Origin of the sequence: Paenibacillus sp. GYB004, assembly GCF_036577605.1 — a bacterium.
Lineage (GTDB): Bacteria > Bacillota > Bacilli > Paenibacillales > NBRC-103111 > Paenibacillus_AB > Paenibacillus_AB oceani.
In genome coordinates this window covers 345,817-367,377 of the sequence record NZ_JARBDB010000040.1, presented here as the reverse complement: position 1 = coordinate 367,377, position 21,561 = coordinate 345,817, and the positions used below count along the sequence as shown (strand labels likewise).

At 54.1% G+C, this 21,561-nt stretch carries 15 protein-coding genes and 2 pseudogenes; 9 read left to right on the top strand and 8 right to left on the bottom strand.

Annotated features, from left to right (window positions below; all coding sequences use genetic code 11):
- Positions 1-431: 431 nt before the first annotated feature.
- Positions 432-1,559 (bottom strand): response regulator, encoded by a 1,128-nt coding sequence (locus tag PV433_RS17790; RefSeq protein WP_332073401.1) that lies wholly within the window; start codon positions 1,557-1,559, stop codon positions 432-434.
- Positions 1,540-3,300 carry a sensor histidine kinase gene (locus tag PV433_RS17785; protein WP_332073400.1) on the bottom strand — a complete coding sequence of 587 codons (1,761 nt, stop codon included), beginning with the start codon at positions 3,298-3,300 and terminating at the stop codon, positions 1,540-1,542. Before PV433_RS17785 ends, PV433_RS17790 begins: the two co-directional genes overlap by 20 nt.
- Positions 3,301-3,330: 30 nt before the next feature.
- Here PV433_RS17785 and PV433_RS34150 point away from each other — a divergent pair.
- The 9 genes and pseudogenes from PV433_RS34150 to PV433_RS17745 form a co-directional block, all read left to right on the top strand.
- Positions 3,331-4,539, top strand: a pseudogene (locus PV433_RS34150) (RCC1 domain-containing protein); the annotation flags it as partial.
- A gap of 90 nt (positions 4,540-4,629) precedes the next feature.
- Positions 4,630-10,044: a DUF5018 domain-containing protein gene (locus PV433_RS17780; RefSeq protein WP_332073399.1), complete on the top strand. Its 5,415-nt coding sequence runs from the start codon at positions 4,630-4,632 to the stop codon at positions 10,042-10,044.
- Positions 10,045-10,253: 209 nt separating this feature from the next.
- On the top strand, positions 10,254-10,802 hold the full coding sequence (locus PV433_RS17775) for a hypothetical protein (protein ID WP_332073398.1): 549 nt from the start codon (positions 10,254-10,256) through the stop codon (positions 10,800-10,802).
- A gap of 105 nt (positions 10,803-10,907) precedes the next feature.
- On the top strand, positions 10,908-11,486 hold the full coding sequence (locus PV433_RS17770) for a DUF4256 domain-containing protein (RefSeq protein WP_332073397.1): 579 nt from the start codon (positions 10,908-10,910) through the stop codon (positions 11,484-11,486).
- Between the two features lie 258 nt (positions 11,487-11,744).
- A complete protein-coding gene (locus PV433_RS17765) occupies positions 11,745-12,065 on the top strand; it encodes an ATP-binding domain-containing protein (protein WP_442951539.1) in 321 nt (106 codons plus the stop codon).
- Positions 12,066-12,217: 152 nt separating this feature from the next.
- Complete coding sequence (locus PV433_RS17760) at positions 12,218-12,448, top strand: AbrB/MazE/SpoVT family DNA-binding domain-containing protein (RefSeq protein WP_332073396.1); 231 nt, start codon at positions 12,218-12,220, stop codon at positions 12,446-12,448.
- A complete protein-coding gene (gene mazF / locus PV433_RS17755; protein ID WP_332073395.1) occupies positions 12,442-12,783 on the top strand; it encodes an endoribonuclease MazF in 342 nt (113 codons plus the stop codon). The genes PV433_RS17760 and mazF overlap by 7 nt, the downstream gene beginning before the upstream one ends.
- A 90-nt stretch (positions 12,784-12,873) precedes the next feature.
- Positions 12,874-13,418, top strand: a pseudogene (locus tag PV433_RS17750) (histidine phosphatase family protein).
- 362 nt (positions 13,419-13,780) lie between these two features.
- Positions 13,781-15,067 (top strand): leucine-rich repeat domain-containing protein, encoded by a 1,287-nt coding sequence (locus PV433_RS17745; RefSeq protein ID WP_332073394.1) that lies wholly within the window; start codon positions 13,781-13,783, stop codon positions 15,065-15,067.
- A 55-nt stretch (positions 15,068-15,122) separates the two neighbouring features.
- Here PV433_RS17745 and cntE read toward each other — a convergent pair whose 3' ends face one another.
- From cntE to cntA, 6 genes are read right to left on the bottom strand one after another with little or no spacing between them, the layout of a single operon-like run.
- Entirely contained in the window at positions 15,123-16,334 is a 1,212-nt protein-coding gene (gene cntE / locus PV433_RS17740; RefSeq protein WP_332073393.1) for a staphylopine family metallophore export MFS transporter CntE, read from the bottom strand.
- 40 nt (positions 16,335-16,374) lie between these two features.
- Positions 16,375-17,130, bottom strand: coding sequence for an ABC transporter ATP-binding protein (locus tag PV433_RS17735; protein ID WP_332073392.1), 756 nt, complete (start codon positions 17,128-17,130; stop codon positions 16,375-16,377).
- Positions 17,117-17,938 (bottom strand): staphylopine uptake ABC transporter ATP-binding protein CntD, encoded by an 822-nt coding sequence (gene cntD, locus PV433_RS17730; protein ID WP_332073391.1) that lies wholly within the window; start codon positions 17,936-17,938, stop codon positions 17,117-17,119. Before cntD ends, PV433_RS17735 begins: the two co-directional genes overlap by 14 nt.
- Positions 17,938-18,831: a staphylopine uptake ABC transporter permease subunit CntC gene (gene cntC, locus PV433_RS17725; protein WP_332073390.1), complete on the bottom strand. Its 894-nt coding sequence runs from the start codon at positions 18,829-18,831 to the stop codon at positions 17,938-17,940. Before cntC ends, cntD begins: the two co-directional genes overlap by 1 nt.
- Positions 18,832-19,764, bottom strand: a complete 933-nt coding sequence (gene opp1B / locus PV433_RS17720) for a nickel/cobalt ABC transporter permease (protein WP_332073389.1) — start codon at positions 19,762-19,764, stop codon at positions 18,832-18,834.
- Positions 19,765-19,818: 54 nt separating this feature from the next.
- A complete protein-coding gene (gene cntA, locus PV433_RS17715; RefSeq protein ID WP_332073388.1) occupies positions 19,819-21,426 on the bottom strand; it encodes a staphylopine-dependent metal ABC transporter substrate-binding lipoprotein in 1,608 nt (535 codons plus the stop codon).
- Positions 21,427-21,561: the final 135 nt, after the last annotated feature.

Sequence of the window (21,561 nt, the reverse complement as noted above, 5' to 3'; positions counted from 1 at the left end):
TCTATAGTATACTAGATCATAGGGTATAGTCAAAACAGTCAGCACTTACCGTCAGTATCAGTATATTATACTCGACAAACCTCATCCCGCCTATACCGACGAGACCTTTTGGACATCTTCTTCCTAGATGAACAGAAAGATCGGCTTGAACTGGTTTTTCTGCCGCCTTGCAGCTCGTCCTATACCTTCCTTCCAACACTGGATATTGGAAAGGGGGGATTGTTGTTCAGCCATGTTTCTATTGCGAGCACAACACAGCGGGCATCCCTATCAGAAAACAAGCTGGACATCCATACCGCAGCTCCTACCCTAATTGAAAGGTGGGGGCTGTTTGCCGCTTACTTTAAAGAAGAAGAAATACGCTTATGGGCGGTGCAACAAAAAGGAAAGCTTTTTGTCCAGGATCTTGACAGAGGTTCCAAGTCACTTCGTTATACCTCACTAGCCAACAATCGATCGTACCACTCGGCCAGCTCTGCCGAAGGCTGGATATGGAGTTCTTGCTTCAACAGCGCTTCATACTGCTTGTATTGCAAGTGGAGGGACCGCCTGTCCTTCAAAGCGGCAAACCCGTGCATAAGCAGCCTGTTCGCTTCTTCATCCAATTCGTTGCGGCGCACCAGCTTTTTGGCAATCTGAACAGCCTGATGAAGCTGATTATTTTCGAGCAGCCATTGGGCCAGACGTTTGGCAAACGCCTCATACACATCGCTGAGCCGCTCGCGCTCGGCAAGCGCCCACCCGTACGGTTTGTCTTCGTACAAATCGCCGGTATACATGCTCTCGACGGCAATTGCGGCCTCTGCATTGGACTCATCGACGGTAGGCAGACTGGACACTCGCTCTTCGAATTGGATAAAATCGACCTTGATCTGTTCCAGACTCATCTGATATTGTTCGCGATCGGAGACGAGGATTGCCTTCATCCCCTGCGTAGACAGCGTTCGGCGCAACTGGTACAACGCCGTATTGAGATACAACTCCGAATTTTTCTCTTCTCTATCGTGGAAAATCTCTTCCATGATGCGGACTTTGGCCGTACGATTCCCGCGACAGAGCAACAAATACGCGAACAGCTCCTGACTTTTGCGGGACATCCACTTCAACGTTTCTCCTTGCTCGCCGCTGATCTGCAAACCTCCAAAGCCTGCAACCGATAACCGATTCGGCGTGTCCATGTTACCGGTATAGGATTTCCCCATCCGGCCTCTCGCCGCTCTCGCAACGGTTTCCTCCAAACGCTTCCGGGAAACGGGCTTTACGATATAATCCAACGGATACGCATCAAATGCATCCAGCGCAAACTCTTTATGCGAAGTCACGAACACAATATCCAGGTCGGCGTTCCTCTTCCGCAATTCAAGGGCTAATGTCAGTCCGTTGTCCTCGGCGATCATGATATCGATAAAGGCAAGGTCCACAGCCTGCTGGGAAGCCAACTCAACCGCCTCTGCACGACTGCGTACCATTCCGACGATGACCACGCCTTCTATACGCGACAAAAGCTGGCTCATTGCCGTCAACATCGCCTGTTCGTCATCAATAAGCAATACGTTCATCGTTGTCCCTTTCCGAGCCTGCAGTGTCCAGCGAAAAGTAAAAAACAGTTTTCTGGCGCGGCACGCTCTCCACCCAAATCTGTCCGCCGCTCATCCGCACGAATTGTTGGCAGACTTGCAATCCTAGTCCGGTTCCTCTCTCCCCCGCAGTCCCTGTTGTGGACACGAGTCTCAGCGGATCGAACAATTCCCGAACCCGTTCCGCCTCTATACCCACACCGTTGTCGCTAACCGAAACGACTACCTGCCCGGCAGCCGTTTCAGCGCGAACCCCAACTTTACCGCCCCGCTCGGAAAATTTGATCGCATTCGTCATCAGATTGCGAACGATCAAATTGACCGCTTCCCGATCCGCATATACTTCCATGTCGCTGTTGATCTCGGTATGTATCGCAATTTGTTTGGCTTCGCTTTTAATTCGCAGCGTGCGGCCCACTTCCTCGACCACATCGGCCAGTCGTAATCGCTGGGGGTGCAGCAGCATGCCTTCCTTTTGACTGCGAAACCATTCCAGCAAATTTTCGATCATCCCGAACGTATTTTGAATTTGACCGCTTAATGCGTCGATTACTTCCTGATGATTGCGGGCAAACATCGTTTTATCCGCTTCCAGCACTTCAATTAAGCTGGCCTGGACCGCTAACGGATTCCGGATATCGTGGGAAACGATTGCGAACAAATGGTCTTTTAGCTGATTAAGCTTCACGATCTGCTCCATCTGTCTTTGCTTTTCGGTAATATCGAACAATACGGATACGGTTCCTTGCCCAGCCCTTTCCCGGGAAGCCAGCGGATACACCTTGACCGAATAAACCCGGAGTTCTCCATTCACTCGTGCGTCGATCTCCATATCGCTCGCTTCCATGCGCTCGCAGGCGCGCAGCCATCCCGGCCACTTGGCCAACAATCGGTCTATCTGCCGCCCCGCAATCGAAGTTTCTCCCGAATCTGCAAATAAAGGCGCCACGTACGCGTTGCTATCGATGACGCTGCCTCTGTGATTAACAATGAGAATTCCTTCCTCCATCGTCTCCACCACCACATTCCTGGCAAGCGGCACGACCGAGAACATCCGGTAACGGATCACAATCCACAGCATGGCCATTCCCAAAAATCCGCAATACACCGAGACCGGGAGCAGCCATGGCGTGAAGCCGGAATACAAGGACTTGACCACTTCCGTCGAAGCGGGGATACAGCCGCACAGTACCAGCCAGATGCCGGGCTTGCGAAGCTCGGGACGAACGCGCCGGAGATAGACAAACAAATAAAAGACACAAACCGCGATAATCAGATAACAGATGATAGTAAATGCAATCGCATACACGGTTTTGCTTATTTCCAAATGCCCTCGGTCCAGCTCTATATTCCAGAAAAGCAGTTGGTGGTACGGATTCGTCCAGATCAGCAAGGACCAAAGCACGAAAATCGAAAGAATCTGCAGCCTCCGAAGCGGACGTAAATATTTGTCTTTCCCGAACAAGGCCATCACAAAAAACAAAACCATAGGCACTACAAACAACAAGCTGGTTTGTTCTATATTTCGAAACAGCATTTTTGCAGATAAGCTTTCGCTGTTGAGCTCCATGATCACACTTCCGGCATAAATCACGCGGCAAACCATAACCCAGGCAAAATACCGGATTCCCCGTTCCCGGCTGTACAGAAAGGCGTAATATAAAAACGCGATCATTAAAAAAAAGGAAACCAGCATGATCACATTGGATAGCGTTATACTCATCGCTGCAAAATTCTCCTTGAAAAAGGGGGGATGTGGAAATGTCGAAAGATGATCGGGGCGTCCCGCCGTCGCGAGTTTCCCTCCGGCAAGCTCCCTCTACGATTGATCATATACTATATGTGGAAATCTTTCACTATAACTAGCCGACAGCGATTCTTTTATAGTTCTTTCATAGTTCTTTCGCAGTTCTTTTATAGCCGTTTGTTATACTGGTTTTTGCCAAAAAGCCAGGCTAATTTTGAGTTGGGTTATAGGGAAGGAAGGGAGAACAGGATGAGAGAATCAACTTTAATCGTGAAAAAATTAATGATTGGTCTACTGGCGTTTATCCTTATCGCAAGTCCGTTATTTATTCCGGGGGACGCCCGTGCTGCACCAGATGACCCCGTTTTTGTTTCTGTTACTTCCGAAGATCCGACTTCATTTGCGTTGGATCAGGAGGGGCAGATTTGGGCATGGGGGGAGTATAGCAACCAATTTGGTCAATATGGTGACGGAACAACAGTATCTTCCGTACTCCCCAAACAAGTTCAAGTGATGAACGGCAGTACCTTGGTTAAATTTAAAAAAGTACAGCCGGGGAGTAATCACTCCGTTGCATTGGACGTAAACGGGAATATCTGGACGACTGGACACGATGAGCACGGACAATTAGGCAACGGGCCTTCAGGCAGTTCTCTTACATGGGAAAAATTATCTGTCCCAGGTAAAACCTTTATAGATATAGCAGTAAAAAGCGATGCTTCTTACGCTTTGGACAGCAACGGTTTCCTATGGGCATGGGGGGCTAATACAACATCAACGCCCCAAGTACCAACCCTACAGAATGTGGTGAAGGATGGAACTACTTATACATTTAAATCCATTCATGGGAATATTCAAATCATTATGGCGATTGATTCAGAGGATCAGTTATGGTACATAAATGAAACACATTTTGATCCTAAAAGATATCCGCCGATAGCAGGCGTCGATTACAAATCTGTTTCTATTGGCTCCGGATCAAGTGAAGGGGGGCCTTTTGGTTTGGTCCTCGATATATACGGTAACGTGTGGGGCTTTGGAACCAATGACAAAGGGCAACTTGGACACGGGCTTTCTCCAGATTTCAAATATAATCAAGTCCCGATTCCGATTAAGAACGGCAGCAATCCGATTAAATTTGCTCAAATTTCCGCAGGGTATACTCACTCGCTGGGGATAGATGTAAATGGGAAAATGTGGGTTTGGGGAGTAAATGACAAGGGACAACTGGGCGACGGTTCAACCACGAGTACGTCATATGCAAAGACATATAGTGTCTCATCTTTCGAGGGAGGCGTTCTTCGTTTGATAGGCTTTACATCTTTGGAGGGGGGATTTGGCAGATCGTATGCCCTGGATCAAGATGGGAAGCTGTGGCACTGGGGAAACGGAATATTGGAGCCCAAAAAGCTCGGTTTGGCAGTAAGTGCGGCGCAGGAAATTACCGGCTTCAGCTTCACTACTCCGGCAGCTATTGGAACAGTGAATGAGGCGAGTCGTACGATAAGCGTAACGGTGCCGTATGGAACGGACGTCACATCGCTGACGCCGACGATAACGCACACGGGAGCGAGCATCTCGCCGAACAGCGGGGTGTCGCGGAATTTTACCAATCCAGTGACGTATACAGTTTCCGCAGCGGATGGAAGTACAAAGAGCTACACGGTAACGGTGAATGTGGCCGCGAGTCCTACGAAGGAAATCACCGGCTTCAACTTCACTACTCCGGCAGCTATTGGAACAGTGAACGAGGCGAGTCGTACGATAAGCGTAACGGTGCCGTATGGAACGGACGTTACGTCGCTGACGCCGACGATTGTGCACACGGGAGCGAGCATTTCGCCGAACAGCGGGGTGTCGCGGAATTTTACCAATCCGGTGACGTATACAGTTTCCGCAGCGGATGGAAGCACGAAGAGCTACACGGTAACGGTGAATGTGGCCGCTAGCCCTACGAAGGAAATCACCGACTTCAGCTTCGCAAGCCCTGCAGCTATTGGAACGGTGAACGAGGCGAGTCGTACGATTGCTGTAACAGTGCCGTACGGCACAGACGTCACTGCACTGACGCCGACGATAACGCATACGGGCGCGAGCATTTCGCCGAACAGCGGCGTGTCGCGGAACTTCACCAACCCGGTGTCGTATACAGTTTCCGCAGCGGACGGAAGCACGAAGAGCTACACGGTAACGGTGAATGTGGCCGCTAGCCCTACGAAGGAAATCACCGACTTCAGCTTCGCAAGCCCTGCAGCTATTGGAACGGTGAACGAGGCGAGTCGCACGATAAGCGTAACCGTACCGTATGGAACAAACGTGACGACCTTAACGCCGACGATAACGCACACGGGCGCAAGCATCTCGCCGAACAGCGGCTCGCCGCGGAACTTCACCAATCCGGTGATGTATACGGTGAGCGCAGCGGATGGAAGTACAAAGAGCTACACGGTAACGGTAAATGTAGCCGTTAGCCCGACGAAGGAAATCACCGGCTTCAGCTTTGCAACCCCGGCAGTTACGGGAACGGTGAACGAGGCGAGTCGTACGATTGCTGTAACCGTGCCGTACGGCACAGACGTCACTGCACTGACGCCGACGATAACGCATACGGGCGCGAGCATCTCGCCGACCAGCGGAGTGCCGCAGAACTTCATCAGCCCGGTGACGTATACGGTGAGCGCAGCGGACGGAAGTACGAAGAGCTACACGGTAACGGTGAGTGTGGCCGCGAGTCCTACGAAGGAAATAACCGGCTTCAACTTCACTACTCCGGCAGCTATTGGAACAGTGAACGAGGCGAGTCGCACGTTAAGCGTAACGGTGCCGTATGGAACGGACGTTACGTCGCTGACGCCGACGATTGTGCACACGGGAGCGAGCATTTCGCCGAACAGCGGGGTGCCGCGGAACTTCACCAACCCGGTGTCATATACGGTGAGCGCAGCGGATGGAAGTACGAAGAGCTATACGGTAACGGTGAATGTGGCCGCGAGTCCTACGAAGGAAATTACTAGTTTCAGCTTCGTGAGCCCGGCAGTTGTTGGAACGGTAAACGAGGCGAGTCGCACGATAAGCGTAACGGTGCCGTATGGAACGGACGTCACATCGCTGACGCCGATGATAACGCACACGGGCGCAAGCATCTCGCCGAACAGCGGGGTGTCGCGGAATTTCACCAATCCGGTGATGTATACGGTGAGCGCAGCGGACGGAAGCACGAAAAGCTACACCGTAACGGTGAATGTAGCCGCTAGCCCGACAAAGGAAATTACCGGCTTCAGCTTTGTTACTCCGGCAGCTATTGGTACGGTGAACGAGGCGTCCCGTACGATAAGCGTCACGGTGCCGTATGGCACGAACGTAACGGCCTTGACGCCGACGATAACGCACACAGGCGCGAGCATCTCGCCGAACAGCGGTGCGTCGCAGAACTTCACCAGCCCGGTGACGTATACGGTGAGCGCAGCGGACGGAAGTACGAAGAGCTATACCGTCACGGTAAATGTGGCCGCTAGCTCGACGAAGGAAATCACCGGCTTTAGCTTCGCAAGCCCGGCTGTGACGGGAACGGTGTACGAGGCGTCCCGTACGATAAGCGTCACGGTGCCGTATGGCACGAACGTAACGGCCTTGACGCCGACGATAACGCACACAGGCGCGAGCATCTCGCCGAACAGCGGTGCGTCGCGGAATTTTACCAATCCGGTGACGTATACAGTTTCCGCAGCGGATGGAAGCACGAAGAGCTACACGGTAACGGTGAATGTGGCCGCTAGCCCTACGAAGGAAATCACCGACTTCAGCTTCGCAAGCCCGGCAGTGGCGGGAACGGTAAACGAGGCGAGTCGCGCGATAAGCGTAACGGTGCCGTATGGAACGGACGTCACATCGCTGACGCCGACGATAACGCATACGGGCGCGAGCATTTCGCCGAACAGCGGCGTGTCGCGGAACTTCACCAACCCGGTGTCGTATACGGTGAGCGCAGCGGACGGAAGTACGAAGAGCTATACCGTCACGGTAAATGTGGCCGCTAGCTCGACGAAGGAAATCACCGGCTTTAGCTTCGCAAGCCCGGCTGTGACGGGAACGGTGTACGAGGCGTCCCGTACGATAAGCGTCACGGTGCCGTATGGCACGAACGTAACGGCCTTGACGCCGACGATAACGCACACAGGCGCGAGCATCTCGCCGAACAGCGGTGCGTCGCAGAACTTCACCAACCCGGTGTCGTATACAGTTTCCGCAGCGGACGGAAGTACGAAGAGCTATACGGTAACGGTGAATGTGGCCGCGAGTCCGGCGAAGGAAATCACCGGCTTCAGCTTTGCAACCCCGGCAGTTACGGGAACGGTGAACGAGGCGTCCCGCACGATAAGCGTCACGGTGCCGTATGGCACGAACGTTACATCGCTGACGCCGACGATAGCTCACACGGGAGCAAGCATCTCGCCGACCAGCGGAGTGCCGCAGAACTTCACCAGCCCGGTGACGTATACGGTGAGCGCAGCGGACGGAAGTACGAAGAGCTATACCGTCACGGTAAATGTGGCCGCTAGCTCGACGAAGGAAATCACCGGCTTTAGCTTCGCTGCCCCGGCTGTAACCGGAACGGTGTACGAGGCGAGCCATACCATCGCTGTAACCGTGCCGTTCGGCACGGACGTCACGTCGCTGACGCCGACGATAACGCACACGGGCGCAAGCATCTCGCCGAACAGCGGCGTGTCGCAGAACTTCACCAGCCCGGTGTCGTATACGGTGAGCGCAGCGGATGGCACTACACAGGATTACGTGGTGACCGTAACCGAAGGTGTGCAACCGGCTCCGGCAGCTCCGCAGCTTTTGACCGCGGATGGAGCGGACAGCCAAGTCGCTTTAAACTGGGATACGGTAACGGGCGCAACCTATTACAGGGTGTACCTGTCAACCGTTCAAGGCGTGTTTCCTGAACCGGCATCCGCTACCGTAACGGGTGTGACGTACAACATGAGCGGGCTAACGAACGGCACGACGTATTATTTTATCGTAAAAGCGGGCAATTCCGGAGGCTTGAGTGCAGCGTCGAATGAAGCGGCGGCCACACCTGCCGCCGCACCTGCCGCACCTGCCGCACCTACACAAGTGACAGCTGTTGCCGGGGATAGGCAGGCGACGATTTCTTTTACGCCGCCAACCGATAATGGAGGCTCCGCCATCACCAGCTATGAAGTGACCGCATCGTCAGGTGGCGTCGTGCAAAGCGGAGCCTCCAGCCCGATCACGGTCACCGGTCTGACCAATGGCGTAAGTTACACCTTTACTGTCAAAGCGATCAATCGGGCCGGAAGCAGTCAGGATTCGGATGTGTCCAACGCAGTTGTCCCGAGTTCTCCGTCAAGCGGCGAAGGCGGCAGTGACGATAACGACGATAACAGCGATAACAGCGGGAATAGTGACACCAGCGGGACTGTAAGCGAAGCTGCAGTTTCATTGGCGGACATCCTTCTGAACCGTCAAGCGGTCCATGGGGGAGCGGCAGCCACAACGGATCACAATCGTACCCTGCTGACGATAACCGCCGATCGGACCAAGCTGGAGAATCGGCTTGCCGCGGAGGCGCAAGGCGCGGTCATCACCTATCGGGCGAACGCAAGCTTCGACAGGGTTGTGGCCGAGATGGACGGTCAATGGGTCAAAAGCATGGCCCAAAAGCAAGCGGTCCTCGCTCTCGAAACCGGCCAGGCCACTTATGTGCTGCCCGCACAGCAAATCGACATCGAAGCTTTAGCCGGGAAGTTTGGCGAATCGGTCGCCTTGCAGGACCTCAAGCTAAACATAGAGATCGGTACACGGGTCGCACAGGACACGGATCGAACGATCAAAGACGCCGTATCCGAAGGTTTGTTCACCCTCCTCGCGCCGCCGGTTGAATTTAGTATCCGTGCGACCTACGGAGATGCAACAATCGAGGTTTCGAAGTTTAACACCTTCCTGGAACATTGGATCGCGGTTCCGGACAACGTGAACCCGGATTCGGTGACAACAGCCGTTGTCGTTGAACCGGACGGTATCCTCCGCTATGTTCCGCTCCAGGTCATGGCGAAGGAGAACCGGCATTATGCAAAAGCGAGCAGCTTGACCAACGGCTCGTTCGCCCTTGTATCTCATTCTGCGGAATTCAAAGATATGACGGGTCACTGGGCCGAACAGGCCACCCGCGAAATGGGGGCGCGGATGATCGTGATGGGGACGGGAGACAACTCATACGAGCCGGATCGAGAGGTTACCCGCGCCGAGTTTGCCGCCATTCTCGTTCGCGGATTGGGACTGCCCCTGGAGAGAGGGACCGCTCCATTCTCGGATATACCCCAGTCGGCTTGGTTCAACGACGTCGTGGCTACAGCGTATACGCATCGCTTGCTTAACGGCTTTGAAGACGGAACGTTTCATCCGGAGGAGACGATCACCCGCGAGCAAGCGATAATCATGTTGTCCAGAGCGATGACGCTCACCGGACTGACAGCGCAGCTGCCCGGCCAAGCGGCTGAAGAAGTGCTTCGTCCCTATACGGATGCGGCGGCTGTGTCCGACTGGGCGCTGGACGGCATGGCAGCTAGTATTCAAGCGGGGGTCATGCAGGGGAAAAGCAGCGCAACGCTTGCACCGCAGGACTTCTTGACGAGAGCCGAGGCTGCCACCATCATACAACGTCTGCTTCAGCTCTCCGATCTGATCTGATATTCGCTAACCTGAGGTTATCCCGCACGTCTTAGTGGCGTGCAGGATAACCTTATTTTCTGTTGGGTACCCGGGAAGGTTGACATAAGCTCATCAGGGGCGACATGATATAATAGAGGCGACAAACAGCCGTAAAACTACCGCGAACAATCGGGATAAAAAACAACGATTCATCACACTTCGAGGAAGCGAAAGGAACCGATATAAACATGAAAGAGCCATCTGAACAGCTCATTGAATGGCTAGGCCACCCGTACAATCCCAAGGATGTACAAGCTTTGCTGCAATCATTCGGCGTCAAGCGAATGCCGCCCGCGAACAGCTATTTCAACGACGATATCATCTGGTCTGTGAAATCATCGATCCGCATCGATCTTTATCGCGCACCTAAAATAAATGATCTTACCGGGCTCCCATATACAAACCAGGATGGATGGATCATAGGTGCCATTCATTTTCTTGCACCCGGGTCGGATGACAGAATTAAAGCTCCGTTTGCCGGGACCCTTCCCCTGGGTATTACCATGAGCTCAACACCGAATGAGTCGATCAAGGCATACGGTCAGCCTCAACTTGATGAAGAATGTGAATGGCCCGGTTATTCCGGTCGACTGTTGGCATGGCGCAAGCCGGGCATAAATATCGTGATCGAATATGCGTACACGGAGACCGATTGCGTGATGAGAAGCTGCACGGCCTGTTTGATCGGCTGTATAGGCGCCTGGCGCAACGATCATCCGGACGTCTTTGCTCCTTGACGGGAGGTTCCCCTCGCTCCAGTGTGGGAAGAATAAAGGGTATCCGTTATGAAATGCGATGCGCCGCTTATCCGGACGCAGCTTATTTGAAGGGAGACTATGAAGATGACAACAAGCTCCAGCAGCAGTAAGAAAGAGTTATCGCCGGAACAACGGGAAGGACTGCTCCGAACATTAAAAGTCCGTTTTGAGAAAAATAAGAACCGCCATCAGGACCTGGAATGGGCTAACGTTCAAGCAAGGCTCGAAGCTCATCCTGACAAGCTGTGGTCGCTCCATGAAATGGAGGAGACTGGCGGCGAGCCGGATGTCGTCGGTTATGACCCGAAGACGGGCGAATACCTGCTTTGCGATTGTTCCGCGGAAAGTCCCAAGGGGCGCCGAAGTATTTGTTACGACCGTGAAGCGCTGGAGTCGAGGAAAGAACATAAGCCGAACAATACGGCGATCGATATGGCAGCTGAGATAGGCATTGAGCTTTTAACGGAAGAACAATACCGGGAGCTGCAGAAGCTTGGGAAATTCGATTTGAAAACGTCAAGCTGGGTGCAAACGCCCGCTGCTATTCGGAAGCTCGGCGGGGCCCTCTTCTGCGATCGCCGTTACGACACGGTCTTCGTATACCACAACGGAGCGGATTCCTACTATGCCGCTAGAGGATTCAGAGGCTCGCTAAAGGTTTAAAGATGCAGTAGGTGTCCATTACGGACAAGCCGGCCAGCGGAGGTTGGAGTTAGACGGAAAAACCAGAAAAACCAAGCCCTGAGATTCAGGGACTTGGTTTTTTATGTAATATCAGATAGATAACTGGTACATATTGTATGCCGATTTTTGGACCCACAATTAAAATATAATACCACAAACGGAATTATAAGTCTATATTTTTTTGAAGGTTTCTCTATACTTTGGGGTATTCTCATAAGGAAAAGAGGGACGACTATCGTGAACCGAGCGGAAGCGGAGGAAAGAGAATATCTCGGCAACATGGTGCGCAGGTTGCAAGAGGCGATTCAGCTCCTGGAAAACCAAATTAGCTCCACCCGTCGCAGCGACCAATTTCACGAGGGGATCATGGTAACTTCCGCCCATATGGCGAAGGGTCTGGAATTCGATCAAGTCATCGTGCCGTCTGTCGACGCATCGAATTATCGGACGGAGCTGGACAGAAGTCTGCTGTACATTGCGTGCACGAGAGCCATGCATGCGCTGACGCTAACTTTCCATGGAGTTCCGTCCTTGTTTATTGCGGAGACCGAAGTGTAAAGGGATGTTCATTTCTTCATCTAAGGCCAGAACATAATCTTAAGCGCTTTGCTAAGCATAACAAAGAAAACAGTAAGAAATCCGCAATCGCAAGTTGACTTTTTTTAACTAATAAGTTTATACTTTGTATATACTTACTGGGAGGTGGTTTTATGTTTCAAGTTCAGAAATGGGGGAACAGCTTGGGCATTCGCATCCCGAAGTCCCTTGCTATAAAGGTCGGCCTTGAGGAAGGCTCCGAGGTCGATCTCGACGTGGAAAATGGACACCTTGTCATTAAGCCGAAGTCTGCCACTCTGGAGGAGCTCCTTGCCCAGGTCACACCGGATAATCTGCATCAAGAGATATCGACCGGCAAGCCGCAAGGACGGGAGTCATGGTAACCAATCCCTATGTGCCGGACCGCGGCGACTTGGTGTGGCTGCAATTCAACCCTCAAGCAGGCCATGAGCAAGCTGGGAGGCGCCCTGCCTTGGTCATCTCTCCTGCCCTGTATAACGGGAAGGTCGGGCTCTCCCTGCTCTGTCCGATTACTTCCAAAATCAAGGGCTATCCGTTTGAGGTTATCATCCCTCAGGATTTACCTGTTGAGGGGGCAATCCTTTCCGATCAGGTGAAAAGTCTCGACTGGCAGTCCCGACAAGCGGCTTTTATTTGCAAAGTGCCGAATGAGACGCTGGCTGAGGTGATTTCTAAAATGGAGCTGTTGATATGCTAACAAATGTCTCGCCTTCCGGCTCGTGCAGGGAGGCCTTCTTGCTATAGGAAGACCTTTTCTAGTAATCGAAGTTCAAGAAAGGAGCGAATCATGACCCAAAATCTGTATATCGTGCGGCATTGCAAAGCCGAAGGGCAGGCGCCGGATGCCACGCTCACCGACCTGGGGAGGCAGCAAGCCGAGAAGCTTGCCGATTTCCTCATCGACAAAGAGATCGACTATATCGTTTCAAGCCCCTATGAGAGGGCTTACCGGACAATAGCTCCATTGGCGGAGCGGCTGGGGATCGAAGTGGTTTTGGATGACCGATTGACGGAGCGGGTCTTATCCGGGAAAAACAATGCGGATTGGCGGGACATGCTTCGTAAGACATACGAGAATTTGGATCTATCTATGAGGGCGGGGAATCCAGCAGCACCGCTATGAGCCGCGCCGTTAGCGCGGTGAAGGAAGTGGTGAGCGGCGGGTACCGGAACGCCGTCGTCGTTTCGCACGGTAACCTGATCTCTCTGCTATTGAAGCATTATGATAGCCGGATCGGGTTCGAAGAGTGGGAAGCGTTGTCCAATCCGGACGTGTATCAACTTTCCTTCGCGGAGGATCAGCCTGGCTTGTATCGGATCTGGCCGGAATGATTAGGAGGGCGAATAGTTGAGGGGCTTAACAAATTGAGCCTATATCCCCATAATCGCCCAAGCAAGCAGGCACAAAGTCCGCTGACCTTTTGCTCACAACAGCCTATAATGAGAGTTATTACGGAAGGACAGCAGACGTGCATCGTTAATATCATAAAGGCCTTCTGTACTCCGACAAAAAACGATGAATCGGGCCTGCGAGCCTTATCCGACGAAGCAGGAAGCGGTCAGCCGTCTGAACGTATCATTGAGCCGATCATTACGGAGCGTTACCGGGACTGGACAAACCGCAGACAATCGGGAGGACGTTGACGGTTTCGCCCATTCGTATATAGCCGTGTAAGATCGGCAGGAGGAGCGCCATGGATATTACCCAAGATTTTATAGATGAACGTTTCAAAGCTTTCGTGCTGGAGAACTTTTGCGGCAATGGCGAATCGATTCGGACGGGCGATGTGGAGCGGATCGTATCGCTGAAGCTGGCGAACCAGAACTATTCAAGCCTGAAGGGGATCGAACATTTCTCGTCTCTGGAGGAGCTGGATTGCTCGTACAATCAGCTGACGGAGCTCGATGTCAGCAAGAATGTAAAGCTGCGAGCTTTGGAATGCAGAGTGAACAAGCTAACCGTTCTGGATACGGGGAACCAACCGAATTTGGAAAGGCTGATCTGCTCCTACAACAAACTGATCCATCTGGATGTCAGCCGCAATCCGTTGTTGAAAGAGCTGGACTGCAACAAAAACGAGATTCATTCGCTAGAGTTGGCGAATAACGCCAAGCTGGAGATGTTGGACTGCGGGTTTAACCGGATTCGGGATCTGGACGTCAGCCGCAATGCCATGCTCGCCAAGCTGGATTGTTATTGGAACCTCTTATCGGAACTGCAGGTAGACCGGAATGTGAATTTGGAAAAGCTGAACTGCGGCTACAATTCCATGTTCCAGTTGAATGTGGAGCACAACAGTCGGCTAACGCATCTCGATTGCGGAAACAATCATTTGATCGGGTTGGATATGGCTGGCTGCCCGAACTTGGTTGAACTCCGCTGCAATCATAATCATCTAACGAAGTTGGACGTAACCGGCAACCCGGCTTTGCAAAGCCTACGGTGCTTCAACAACCACATTACCGGATTGGATCTTAGCCGTAATTCCCAATTGACTGAGCTTTACTGCTCGGAGAACAAACTCACGAAGCTGGACACGAGCTGCAATCCGAAGCTGGGACGGGTGGATTATGCGAATAATTGCATCGTGGAGCCGGATCATACGGTCCAGGGAGTCGGGACATTTCAGTACGATGTCTCGTCGTCTACCTACAGCGCGGTGCTTGGCCACAAGGGGAAGGAGCTGCCGGTTACGACGGATGCGTCTGCCAAGGCGGATATGAAGCGTCTGTCGCCTCTGATCAGGAAGGCGTGGGAGCGGTTGGACGAGCTTGCCGAGCAAGCGCTGGGTCTGATTGCCGAAGCGCATCCGGACGAAGACGTGACCGAGTTGGTATTGTCCGAGTTGGGATTTGACCGGGACGGCACCTTTCGACTGGGTTACGATGCGGGAGAGACCCCGGCCGGGCAGCTGTATATTTTCGTGGAATTTGATAAGAAGCTGGGGATACACGGCGAACTCGTTTATGAAACGTATTAGCAGCTGAATAGGCCAATCAACCGGGAAAGGCGCTCGTTCCTCTGACATGGAACGATTAGCGCCTTTTTTTGGTTGGCTTAACCTGACTCGGATAGCGGCCGCCTGCGCCTCCGTACGCGAACAAAATCATTAACGCGCCTAAGATTGCGCACAGCCTATACATGAACGAATACGAAGAAAAATCCGCGATCGGCCCCATCACCATCCCGCCCAGAGACACCCCCAAGTCGGCCGTAGCGATGAACAGCCCGACCAGCACGTTGCGGCTCGCCTGCGGCAGCACAAAAGTCAAATAGGTCGTCAGCGTCGGATAGAGGAGCGCCTGGGCGACCCCCATCAATACCGCACCTGTATAGAAGAATAGCATTCCGCCAGTCATAGCAAAGCTTACGCAAAAAGCGGAGACGGAGAGCAGGAGCATGATGCCCATTACAAACAAAGAGTGCCATTTGCCGTCGGAAGGGATGCTTTTCCTGCAGAGAAACCGGGCCAACACGACAGTCGCGGCCTGAAGCATCAAATAAACGGCGGCATTGCCGCCTTGAACCAACGCGGCGTACAGCGGAATAAAGGTCGTTACCGCGCCGAAGACGAGAGAAGCGGCAAGCATCAGGACGCTGCATTTGAATAAATGCGGGTTTCGGACGAGCTGTCCGAACGAATTCATCATCGTCACGCCTTGTTTGGTTGAACCGGCAGCGGGCTCGGCCGTTTTTTTGTCCATTTTGGCGCTGTAGCCCACGGCTCCCGTCAGCACCGCGATGGCGATCATCGACGCTGTAAAAATGTGCAGATCGCCCGTCTGCCACATGCCCAAAGCGAGCAGGGGGCCGATGACGCCGGGCATCGAGGCGCAAAGGGAGTACATCGAGATGCCCTGCGAACGGTCCTCGTCCGGCAAGGCGTCAATAATGCCGAGTTGCAGAGCCATCGAGAAAAACGCGGTGCATACCCCTTGCAGCATGCGGGCGATGAAATATCCTTCCAGTCCGGTAAACGTATATAGAAGCAGCGCCAAGCCGTTGACCGCAAGAATCGTGCGCAGCACCCGGATGGGGCCGTATTTCTGGATCAGCAGACCCGCCCACGGGCGAAACAGCATCGTGGTGAACAGATACGCGCCCATGATGATGCCGATCGTCGCGTTGGTCGCCCCCAGAGATTGTCCCTGCAAAGGGAGGATCACGTTCAGGATCGCATTCGCGCTAAAGTAGAGAAGCGTCAATCCGTATAATCGCAGGAAAGGCCATGACAGCGCTCCTTTCAAAACGTCTGCTCCTTTCTAAGTTCGTTGATAGATCCGTGGGTCAAGCCAAAACCATGCGCAGCAGTTTTCGGGCATACGGAGACTGCACGTCCTTTAATTGACCGATCGGGACGATCTCTTCGATGCGGCCGTCGCGGATGATCATGATTCTGTCGCAGATGTAGGCGGCGGCCTGCAAATCGTGAGTGATGAAGATATAACCGACGTTGTATAGAGCTTTCAAGCTTTTCAGCAGGTCCAGCACCTGAAGCTGAACCGACCCGTCCAGCGAGCTGACGGCTTCGTCCAATAAGATGCACCGGGGTTCGGTCGAGACGGCTCTGGCGATGCATACCCGCTGGGCTTCCCCGCCGGACAGCTCGTGCGGATATTTGGTCCGGTAGGACGGGTCCAGTCCGACTTGATGCAGCAGGACGTCGATCTTGCAGTTATATTCGTCCCGAAGCTTGCCTTGCCGCTTTTTTTGAAGCAGCCAGGGTTCCATCAGCGCTTTCTCCACGGTATAAAACGGATGGATCGAGGACGTGTAATCCTGGAAGACGGCGCTTAAATTCCCCGATCGGGCCCGGCGGTTGTGCGCCCGTTCCCCCTCCCATATGATGGCGCCGCGATCCGGTTTCTCGATCCCGAGCAGCAGCCGTCCCAAGGTCGATTTGCCGCTGCCGCTCTCTCCGATGATGCCGAGACATTCTCCCTGCTTCCACTCGAAGCTGATGCCGGTCAGTACTTGCCGGCGCTCTCTGGAGAACAAGCCGCCGGTCCGGTACGACTTCTCGACCTGCTCAACCGTCAACAATGCCGGACCCTCCCATCACCAGCTGAAATTGGCTATTCAGCGCCTGCTTCGCCGATACGAGATAGCGGGTGTACGCATGACGGGCGCCTGTGAAAATGTCCCGGGTCGTGCCGCTTTCCACGATTTCCCCGTCCTTCATCACGAGAACCTCGTCCGAGAGCCGCCGGACAACGCCGAGGTCGTGGGATACGAAAATCATCGAGCAGCCGATCCGGCCCCGCAGCAAAGCGAACTGCTCGACCACCTCGTACTGCGATATGGCGTCCAGCGCGGTCGTCGGCTCATCGGCGATCACCACCTCCGGCTCGAGCGCGATCGCCAGCGCGATCATCACCCGCTGCAGCATGCCGCCCGACAGCTGGTGCGGATAACTGTTCATGACGGCGATCGGGTCTTTGAGCATGACGCTTTCCATCGCTTGTTTCATGTTGGCGGTAATCTCTTCGCGGTTCCAACCGAGATGCCTGCCCAGCGTTTCCTTGAAATGAACTCCGATCACGCAAGACGGATCGAAGGCGCGCATCCCGTTTTGCACGATCATGCACAGCTGCTTTCCCCGTCTTTTGCGCATTTCTTTCTCCGGCAGCTCGCTTAAGTTGACTCCGCCCAGTACGATATCTCCGGATTGACCGATCCCGGCTTTGTTCAATCTCATGACAGCCCGGCAGGTCACAGACTTGCCGCTGCCGCTCTCCCCGACGATGGCCAGGCAGCTTCCGGGCCTGACTTCAAACGAACTGCCCGGAATGAGCACGTTACCCGTCCGGCTGTCCCATACTTTCAAATTGGATACGTTCAGGGCCGTCATCACGCCACCTCTTTCCCTTGAAGCTTGGCCGCAGTGGCCGCCGCAGGCCCTTGTTGTCGTTGCCGGGAAGCTCGTAATTTCGGGTCCCAAGCCACTTGAAGCGCATCGGCCAAAAAGTTGACCGCCGACACGATGACGATAATCGCAATACCGGGAGCCAGCATCTGCTCCGGTCTGGAGAACATGACGGCCCGCGCTTCGTTCAGCATCATGCCCCATTCCGCATTCGGCGCTTGGATGCCCAGCCCGAGAAAGGAAAAGCCCGAGATCTGCAGGATCATGGAGCCGAACGAGCTGCTGGAGACGACGGCGATATCCGGGAGCGCAACCGGGACGATATGTCTCGTGATGATATGGAAATGGCCGGCGCCGACCGCTTTGGCGAATTTCACATAGTCGGATTCCGCGTACTGCATGACCGACGTCCGGACGATGCGGGCGAACCAGGCCCATTTCATCAGCACGAAGGCGAGCAGGATCGTTTCGAGGCCGACCCCCAGCACGCCGATGATCGCGAGCACCATCACATAACCGGGAAACGAAAGCATGCAGTCGCATATTCTCATCAGAACGGCATCCGTTTTGCCTCTGAAATACCCGGCAATCAGGCCGACCGCCGCCCCGAACCCTACGGAAGCGGCAAGCGTTGCCAGCACCCAAAGGACGCTCGGGCGGATACCGTACAGGAGGCGGGACAAGACGCACCTTCCGAGATGATCGTTGCCCAGCCAGTATTCCCCGGATGCCGCTGCAAAGCGAAGCTCCATATGGACCTCGTTAGGGTCGTGCGGAGCAAGCAGGGGGGCGAACATCCCGGCGGCCAATGTGCCCGCGACGATAAACAGGGACAGGGCGGCCAGCTTGTCGCTCCATAGTTGTTTCAGCAGGTTCATCTACAGATCATTCCTTAGCTTGGGGTTCGCCGCCGCTTGAACGATATCGGAGACGGCATTAAAGAAGACAAAGGCCGAAGCGAGCACAAACACGTACGCCTGGATGACCGGGAAATCCCGGCTCAGGACGGCCTGGACGCTAAGCGTCCCCAGTCCGGGCCATGCGAACAGATTTTCCACGACGACCGTGCTTCCCAGAAGGATCGGAATCGCCATGCCGAACATCGAGATGGCTACTTGCAGCGAGTTGCGGAGTACGTGCAGCGTGATCCTGGATTCCGGAAGACCGCATGCCCGGCCGTACAGCACATAGTCTTCGTTCAGGTTGCTAAGCATCGAGCTTCGGATCGGGCGGAAATAGATGCCGGCGAAGCCGATCGTGATTACTGCGACCGGTAAAATATAACTGGCATAGGAATCCATCCCGCTTGTCGGCAGCAGGTCCAGCTTGACGGAGAAATACCAGACCATCAGAGCGGCCAGCCAGTAGGGAGGCATGGAGGTCAGCAAAAAGGAGACGCCCCGGACCGACCGGTCCAGCGCGGTTCCTTCTCGGAGCGCGCATACGACTCCGAGCGTTACGGATACGATCAGAATCGCCGCTGCGGCAACGAGAGTGAGCTTTAGCGTATGGAGAAAGGCCGGTCCCAGCAGCGCCCATACGGGCTTGCCCGTGACGTACGAGGAACCGAATTCCAGCTGGAGGCAAGAGATAAGCCAGTCCAGATACCGGGTCAGGAACGGCCGGTCCATGCCGAGCGCGGCTGTCGTCTCGGCGATCAGTTCGTCCGTAATGCTCGGTACGCCTTGCGCGTGCAGCACAATCTCAACCGGGTCCGAGGCGGACAGGTAATTGAGGGCGAACGTGATTAAGGAAATCAGTACGAGCAGAGGAACCGAGATCAGCAGCCTTTTGGCGATATATCGTCCCATCGCATTTCCCTTCTTTCAAGCGAACCGGAGGGGGACGGAAATCCCCTCCGCTGCTTATTCGAAATACAAACGCTCAAACGGCAGCTCGAATTGCGTTTGCTTAAAGGAGACGCCCTGCAAACCTTTGGGAGCGACGACCGTGACACTGCCGTTCGTAATCGGGATGAACACGGCTTCGTCGTGTACGATCCGAAGGATGTCGGCGTACAGCGCCTTACGTGTTTTCTCTTCGGCGGATACGGTGACCGCGTCTATTTTACCGTACAGCTCGGACGCTTTCGCGATGCCGCGGGTCGCGTGGTAATATGCGGATTCGGAGGTGAAGGCAGCTACCGTGCTTTGCGGATCGTATGCCAGTCCCCAGGTTTGGTTGAACATCAGCTCATAATCACCCGACGATCTTCTCTGGGCGATGGAGGACGATTGTTCGCCGATCAGCTCCAGAGCGATCCCGATTTTTTTGGCGGTGCTTTGAATGAATTCGGCCTGCGTCTTCTGGGAATTGGAGTTGACGTCGTAGATCAGCTTCATCGTTAATTTGCTGCCTGCCTTGGAGCGAATTTCGCCGCCGCTTTCTGTCTTCCAGCCCGCTTGGTCCAATAGCTTCTTGGCGGTCTCCAGGTCGTAGTTCCGTTTCTTCAATTCGACATTGGCGTAGTTGACGTTGGAGGAGAATAATGTAAAGGCGGGTATCTCCGTACCGCTGAAAATTTGCTTGCCGATCGTCTCCCTGTCGACCGAATGCCAGAGCGCTTCACGGACAGCCGTCTCTTGTGCGGGACTGCCCGTCTTGCTGGTGTTGGCCACGATCAACTTCGTATTCATCGGTTCGCTCCGGATCAGCCGGTATTTGCCCGATTGCACCAGCTGATTCATCGCGTCCACATCGATGCTGTCCGCACCGCGGTCGTCCGTGAAGACGAAGTTCACCTCGCCTTTTTGCAGCGCTAGAAACGTCGTTTCGCCCGCCGGAAGCACTTTGGCCGTAATTTGCTTCAATTTCGGCGCGCCGCCCCAGTACGTCTCATTCGCGGTAAATGTGGCGTATTGATCGGTTTTATGTTCGGCGAGCTTGTAAGGCCCCGTACCGTTGTAGCTTTTGACGCCATCCTTGGTGCCGCCGCTTCCGAAATCTTTGGGGGACAGGAAGACGTAAGGGCGCGTCATCGACAATTCGAGCAAGGTCGGATCGTACGGTTCGGTCAGCACCAATCGGACGGTTAACTCATCGACGGCGGCGACGCTTGCGATCCGGGTCGACAGTTTGATCCAGGCATGCTTGCCGGCGTTGCTTTGGACCGCATCGATATTGGCCTTCACCGCTTCCGCGTTGAACGGTTCCCCGTCATGGAACGTTACGCCTTTTCGCAGGCGGAACGTGTACGTCTTCCCATCGGGAGAAATGTCCCAGGATTCGGCGAGCAGCGGCTTGATCCCGTCCTTCGTGTTCTCGACCAGCGATTCGTAGACCATCCCTTGCGCCGGCATCGAGCCTGTGTACAGATGAGGGTTCATGTCATTGATGTCTTTGGCCGTAGCATATACGAGCGATTGTGCCGGCTTTGGCGTCCCTGCGGTTTCCGCTTTGTCTCCGTTGCAGCCTGCGAGCAACAGCAGAGCGGCCATCGACCCCGCCAGCCAAGCCGTTAAGGTTCGTTTCATATTCGGTCCTCCTCGTATGTAGAGAAATATAAATAGTAAATATTACGATTTACGTAACGGATTATACCGAATCGGATGGGGAGGCGTCAATATGATCTTTAGGTTCGGGTTCAAAAAGTTTAGGCGGACTGTTGC